The organism is Streptomyces viridosporus (assembly GCF_002078235.1).
Lineage (GTDB): Bacteria > Actinomycetota > Actinomycetes > Streptomycetales > Streptomycetaceae > Streptomyces > Streptomyces viridosporus.
In genome coordinates, this window is record NZ_MSGP01000742.1 from 1 (window position 1) to 6,036 (window position 6,036).

Consider the following 6,036-nt stretch of genomic DNA (forward strand, 5'->3'; position numbering starts at 1 on the left):
GGGGGTCAAGGCCGGGTGCCGGGTGCCGCTCTCGCTCCGAGGCCCGGTCGATCGGTCCGTCCTGTCCGTGACCGTCCAACGCCGGCCGAGGCCGGAGCGGACGGCCGGACGGTGACCTCGGCGCCCTCGTGCGGCAGCTCCAGGACCTCGCCGAGCCGGGCGGAGTCCCGGATGTGACGCCCGCGATCCGGGAAACACGGGGCGACGTGTCGAACATCAAGGAACACCCGTCGGCGGGCGCCCCGGGCGGCCTCGCCCTCAAGCGCACCCTGACCACCCCCCTGCTGTACTTCTTCATCCTCGGCGACGTCCTCGGTGCCGGGGTGTACGTCCTGGTGGGCCAGGTCGCCGCCGACGCCGGCGGAGCCGTCTGGGTGCCGCTCCTCGCGGCCCTGCTGCTGGCGCTGCTCACCGCGGCCTCCTACGCCGAACTGGCGACGAAGTACCCGAGGGCCGGCGGGGCGTCCCACTACGCCACCAGGGCCTTCGGCCCGTTCGTGGGATTCGTCGCCGGGTTCTGCATGCTCGCCGCCGGGATCGTCTCGGTCGCGGCACTGGCCCGCGGCTTCGGCGGCGACTACCTCTCCGTCTTCGTCACCCTGCCCGTCGGCCTCGTCGCGGTCCTCTTCCTGGCCGGACTCGCCCTGGTCAACGCCCGGGGCATCAAGGAGTCCACCCGGGCCAACGTCGTCGCCACGGTCGTCGAGGTCGGCGGCCTGCTCGTCGTCGTCGCCCTCGGCGCGTGGCTGCTGCTGCGGGGCGACGGGGACCCGGGGAGGCTCATCCAGCTCGGCACGCCGGAAAAGGGCGCGGCCGCCGCCGTCCTGAGCGGATCCGTGCTGGCGTACTACTCCTTCGTCGGTTTCGAGACCTCCGTGAACGTCGCGGAGGAGACCCGCGACCCCCGGCGTTCCTACCCGCGCGCCCTGTTCGGCGCCCTCGCCACGGCGGGCGCCGTCTACGTCCTGGTCGGCGTCGCCGCCTCGGCGGCGGTCCCCACCGGACGGCTGGCCGAGTCCAGCGGGCCGCTGCTCGAGGTCGTGAAGGAGGCGGGCGGCGTGCCCACGTGGCTCTTCGGCGCCGTCGCCCTGGTCGCCGTGGCCAACGGCGCGCTGCTCACCGGCATCATGTCCTCCCGCCTCGCTTACGGCATGGCCCGTGACGGCCTGCTGCCGTCCGTGCTGACGAAGGTGCTGCCCGGCCGCCGGACCCCGTGGGCGGCCATCGCGGTCACCACCGCGCTCGCCGCACTGCTGGCGCTGACGGGCGACGTCGCCACCCTGGCGTCCAGCCTCGTCCTGCTGCTCCTGGTGGTGTTCCTCGTCGTCAACACCGCCGTACTGGTCCTCCGCCGGGACCCGGGCGAGGCCGGACACTTCCGGGTCCCCACCGTGCTCCCGGTGCTGGGCGCCGCGTCCTGCGTCCTGCTGGCCACCCAGGTCGAGGCCGGGGTGTGGCTGCGCGGGCTTCTGGTGCTCGCGGTCGGAACGGTCCTCGCCGCGGTCGCCGCCGCCAAGCGCGGCAGGAATGCCGATGCCGATCCAACTCCCTCCGAACAGGCTCGAGTTGGTATGCGAGACTGACGATCGTCAGCATGCGTGGACCAGGCGCGCCCCATGCCTGGTCCACGCATGGACCAGGCGCGGTCCATCCGTGGGACGGAGTCCTTCATGCCGGTCAGCACCCCCGAGCCCCCGCGGATCGACACCGGCAAGGCGCATTCCGCGCGGGTCTACGACTGGCTCCTGGGCGGCAAGGACAACCACCCGGTGGACGAGGCCGTGGGCGAGAAGCTGCCGCCGCAGGCACGCGACGCCGCCCGGCAGAACCGTCAGTTCATGAACCGGGCGGCGGCCTGGCTCGCGGGCCGGGGCGCCGACCAGTTCCTCGACATCGGCACGGGCATCCCCACGGAACCGAAATCGGCACGGGCATCCCCACGGAACCGAACCTGCACCGGATCGTGCAGGACGTCGTCCCCACCGCGAAGGTCGTCTACACCGACAACGACCCGATCGTGCTGCGGCACGCCGAAACCCTGCTGATCAGCGGCCCCGAGGGAACCACCGACTACGTCCAGGCCGATGTGCGCCGGCCCGGCGAGATCATCGAGCACGCACGGGGCGTGCTCGACTTCGACCGCCCGATCGCGCTGTCCCTGATCGCGCTCCTGCACTTCGTCCCCGACGACCAGGACCCCTTCGGCATCGTCGGCGAGCTGTTCGCCGCGCTCCCGTCCGGCAGCCACCTGGTGCTGTCGCACGCCGCGTCCGATCTCCACGCGGAGCCGGCGCAGCAGGTCACCGCCGAGTACGCCAGGGCCGGCATCCGCCTCGGTTTCCGCACCCGCGAGGAGGTCGCCCGCTTCTTCGACGGCCTGGACCTGGTCGAACCCGGCCTGGTGACGGCAGCGGAGTGGTTCCGGACGCCTCCGGCACCGTCGCCCGAGGACAGCGGCGTCCACGCCGGCGTCGCCCGGCTGCGCTGAGGGCCCGCGCGGCCCGCGCACGCCTCGTGCGGGGGGCCCGGGGCGCGCGCCGGCCCGGCCGTCTCCGGAACCGTCCTCGCACACGTCGCCGCCGTCCCTGCCGTGGACACCCTCCAGGACCGCGGAGCGCCGCGGGGCGGGGCCCGGGACGCCGCGCGCCGGCCACCGGGGCCGTCACGGGAAGCGGCGGCGCCCGCGCGCCGGAGGGAAGCGGCGCGGGAGACGAGGCCGGCGGTACGGAGGGCCTGCGCCCGGACCGGCCAGCGGATGTGCTGCGGCACGGCCGGCGCCTTGGGCGTCGCCTTCCCGCGTACCCTGCGCCGTCCGGGCGGCCGCGGGGTCAGGGAAGGATCGCGTCGACGTAACCGCCGTCCACGCGCAGGGCCCCACCGGTCGTCGCGGAGGCCTGGTCGGAGCTGAGGTAGACGACCATGTGGGCGATCTCCTCGGGCTCGATCAGCCGCTGCAGCAGGGACTGGGGACGGTGCGTGCGCATGAAGACGCGCTGCGCCTCGTCCCAGGGGAGATCGCGGTCCACCAGCTCGTAGACGAAGTCCTCCACGCCTCCGGTGTGGGTGGGTCCCGCGATGACCGAGTTCACCGTGACGCCGATGCCCGCGGCCTGTTTGGCGAACCCGCGGCCCACGGCGAGCAGTGCCGTCTTGGACATCCCGTAATGGATCATCTCGGCGGGGGTGACGATCGCGGAGTCGCTGGCGATGTACTGGACACGCCCCCATCCGCGCTCGGTCATGCCCGGCAGGAAGAGCCGGGTCAGCCGGACGGCGGCCAGTACGTTCACCTCGAAGTAGCGCCGCCACTCCTCGTCGGTGATCTCCAGGGGGTCGGCCGTGCCGAAGACGCCGAGGTTGTTGACGAGGACGTCCACCTGCGGCAGGGCCTCGGCCACCTGCTCGGCGCCCGCCCGGGTCGTCACGTCCGCGGCGACCGGCACCACGTCGGCGCCGGGCACCTCCCGCGCGAGCCGGTCGGCACCGGCCCGTACGCGGTCGGCGGAGCGCCCGTTGACCGCGACCCGGGCACCCGCCCGCGCGAGCCCGGTGGCGATCGCCGCGCCGATGCCCTGGGTGGAACCGGTGACCAGTGCCGTGCGGCCCTTCAGATCGATCTGCACGTCGTGCGTCCTCCCTGCCTTCGCTCAGCCCGCGCGCCACCGGCCCGGGGCGCCCGTCTCCCCGGTTCCCGGACGGGACGCCTCGAACCGTCGGAAGGCATACGCTTTTCGTAGCGCATTCCGGGCATGCGCACGGGGGTCGGCGGGGCCGGCCCGTGCGGGCCACCCGGAGAGGGCGAGGAAACGGGAGACGACGTGACGGCCGAGCATGCGGACGCGACGGAGAACCGGGCGGAGGCCGAGGAGGTCCGGGCCGGCACGACCGGCGACGACCTGCTCCACGGACTGGAGGTGGACGACCGGCGCCCGGAGCGGCCCGTCCTGCTCGGCGCCGACGGCACCCCCATCGAGACCTGGCGGGAGAACCACCCCTACGACCGCAAGGTCCGCCGGTCGGAGTACGAACGGACGAAGCGGATCCTGCAGATCGAGCTGCTGAAGATGCAGCGGTGGGTGAAGGACACCGGTCAGCGGATCGTGGTGATCTGCGAGGGGCGGGACGCGGCCGGCAAGGGCGGCACCATCCAGCGGTTCACGGAACGCCTGAACCCCCGTGGCGCCCGCGTGGTGGCCCTGGAGAAGCCGACCGAGCGGGAGGCGGGGCAGTGGTACTTCCAGCGCTACGTGGCCCACCTGCCGGCCCGGGGCGAGATCGTCTTCTTCGACCGCTCCTGGTACAACCGCGCCGGCGTCGAGCGGGTCATGGGCTTCTGCACGGACCACCAGTACCGCCAGTTCCTCGAGCAGGCCCCGATGTTCGAGCGGCTGCTCACCGACGACGGCATCATGCTGGTGAAGTTCTGGTTCTCCGTGTCCCGGGCCGAGCAGCGGACCCGGTTCGCGATCCGCCAGGTCGATCCGGTGCGGCGCTGGAAGCTGTCCCCCATGGACCTGTCCTCGCTCGACCGCTGGGACGACTACACCCAGGCCAAGGTCGAGATGTTCCGCGCGACCGACACCCCCCACGCGCCGTGGACGGTCGTGAAGAACAACGACAAGCGCCGGGGCCGGCTCGAGGCCATGCGCAGCCTCCTCGACCGCTGCGACTATCCGGCGAAGGACCACGGTGCGCTGGGCAAACCGGACCCGCTGATCGTGGGCGCGGCGGACACCCTGCTGGAGGCCGGTGAGGAACCCGCGGCCCTCTCACCGACCCCCCTGGCGGGCCCCGGACACGGCCCGGGCAGCCACCCGGACACGGAGTGACCACCGGGCCGCTCATCCGCCCACCCGCTCACCCGGTCACCTTAAGGGCAGTGCCACCTCGCCCGCGCCCCCGGCCTGCGCCCCGCCGGCGACGCGCACCGTGAACGGGCGGTCGGTCCCGGACGCCGTGACCCGCAGGACGTCGCCGTCCCGCCGGACGTGGAACGTCGCGGCCGGCAGCCCCGCCCTGTCCGGCACGGTGACCTCGGCCGCGTAGTCGGGCGCGGCCGGGGGATGCACGAGCAGGACCGGCGCGTCCAGCCAGTCGCCGTCGGGCCGTGCGTCGTCGCCGGCCAGCGGCAGCACGGCGCCCTCGCGGACGTAGAGCGGGAGGCTGTCGAAGCCGTGCCGTTCGGTGCGCCACCGCGTGCCGGTGGCCCGTTCGCCGCTGAGCAGGTGCGTCCAGGTGCCCTCCGGCAGGTAGACCTCCACCTCGCCGTCCTCGGTGAACACCGGTGCCACGAGGAGGTCGGGGCCCAGCATGTACTGGCGGTCGAGGGGCCGGCACGCGGGGTCCTCCGGGAACTCCAGCACCATGGGCCGCATCACCGGGACGCCCGTGCGGTGGGCCTCGGCGGCGGCGCCGTACAGGTACGGCATGAGGCGGTGCTTGAGCAGGGTGAACCGCCGGGCGACCTCGACCGCCCCGTCGCCGAACTCCCACGGCACCCGGTAGGACGAGGAGCCGTGCAGCCGGCTGTGGGAGGACAGCAGGCCGAAGGCGAGCCAGCGCTTGAACACCGCGGGGTCGGGCGTGCCCTCGAAACCGCCGATGTCGTGGCTCCAGAAGGCGAACCCGCTCAGGGACAGGGACAGCCCGCCCCGCAGGGACTCGGCCATCGCCTCGAAGGACGACCAGCAGTCGCCGCCCCAGTGCACGGGGTACTGCTGTCCGCCCGCGGTCGCGGACCGGGCGAAGAGCACGGCCTCACCCTGCCCGCGCTCCTTCTCCAGCAGTTCGAACACCGTGCGGTTGTACAGGTGGGTGTAGTAGTTGTGCATCCGCTCGGGGTCGGAGCCGTCGTGCCAGACGACATCGGTGGGGATGCGCTCGCCGAAGTCCGTCTTGAAGCTGTCGACGCCCTGGTCGAGGAGGGGCTTGAGCTTCGACTGGAACCAGGCGCGGGCGTCGGGACTGGTGAAGTCGACCAGACCCATGCCGGCCTGCCACAGGTCCCACTGCCACACGTCGCCGTCCGGCCGCCGC

The 6,036-nt window shown here is 73.3% G+C and carries 4 protein-coding genes and 1 pseudogene; 3 read left to right on the plus strand and 2 right to left on the minus strand.

Annotated elements, in window-relative coordinates:
* Positions 1-206: 206 nt before the first annotated feature.
* Both B7L92_RS36860 and B7L92_RS36865 read left to right on the plus strand, forming a co-directional pair.
* Complete coding sequence (locus tag B7L92_RS36860) at positions 207-1,583, plus strand: APC family permease (RefSeq protein ID WP_081241505.1); 1,377 nt, start codon at positions 207-209, stop codon at positions 1,581-1,583.
* A gap of 87 nt (positions 1,584-1,670) precedes the next feature.
* A pseudogene (locus B7L92_RS36865) lies at positions 1,671-2,488 on the plus strand (SAM-dependent methyltransferase).
* Between the two features lie 340 nt (positions 2,489-2,828).
* On the opposite strand, the gene B7L92_RS36870 reads toward B7L92_RS36865, so the two are convergent.
* The gene (locus tag B7L92_RS36870; RefSeq protein WP_081241503.1) at positions 2,829-3,623 is read right to left on the minus strand and encodes an SDR family NAD(P)-dependent oxidoreductase; all 795 of its coding nucleotides are present in this window, start codon (positions 3,621-3,623) and stop codon (positions 2,829-2,831) included.
* A 195-nt stretch (positions 3,624-3,818) separates the two neighbouring features.
* Here B7L92_RS36870 and ppk2 point away from each other — a divergent pair, with 195 nt between their 5' ends.
* Positions 3,819-4,829, plus strand: coding sequence for a polyphosphate kinase 2 (gene ppk2, locus B7L92_RS36875; protein ID WP_081241504.1), 1,011 nt, complete (start codon positions 3,819-3,821; stop codon positions 4,827-4,829).
* Between the two features lie 36 nt (positions 4,830-4,865).
* Here the strand turns inward: ppk2 and yicI are convergent.
* On the minus strand, positions 4,866-6,036 hold a 1,171-nt coding region (yicI, locus tag B7L92_RS36880; protein ID WP_081241506.1), incomplete at its 5' end, for an alpha-xylosidase.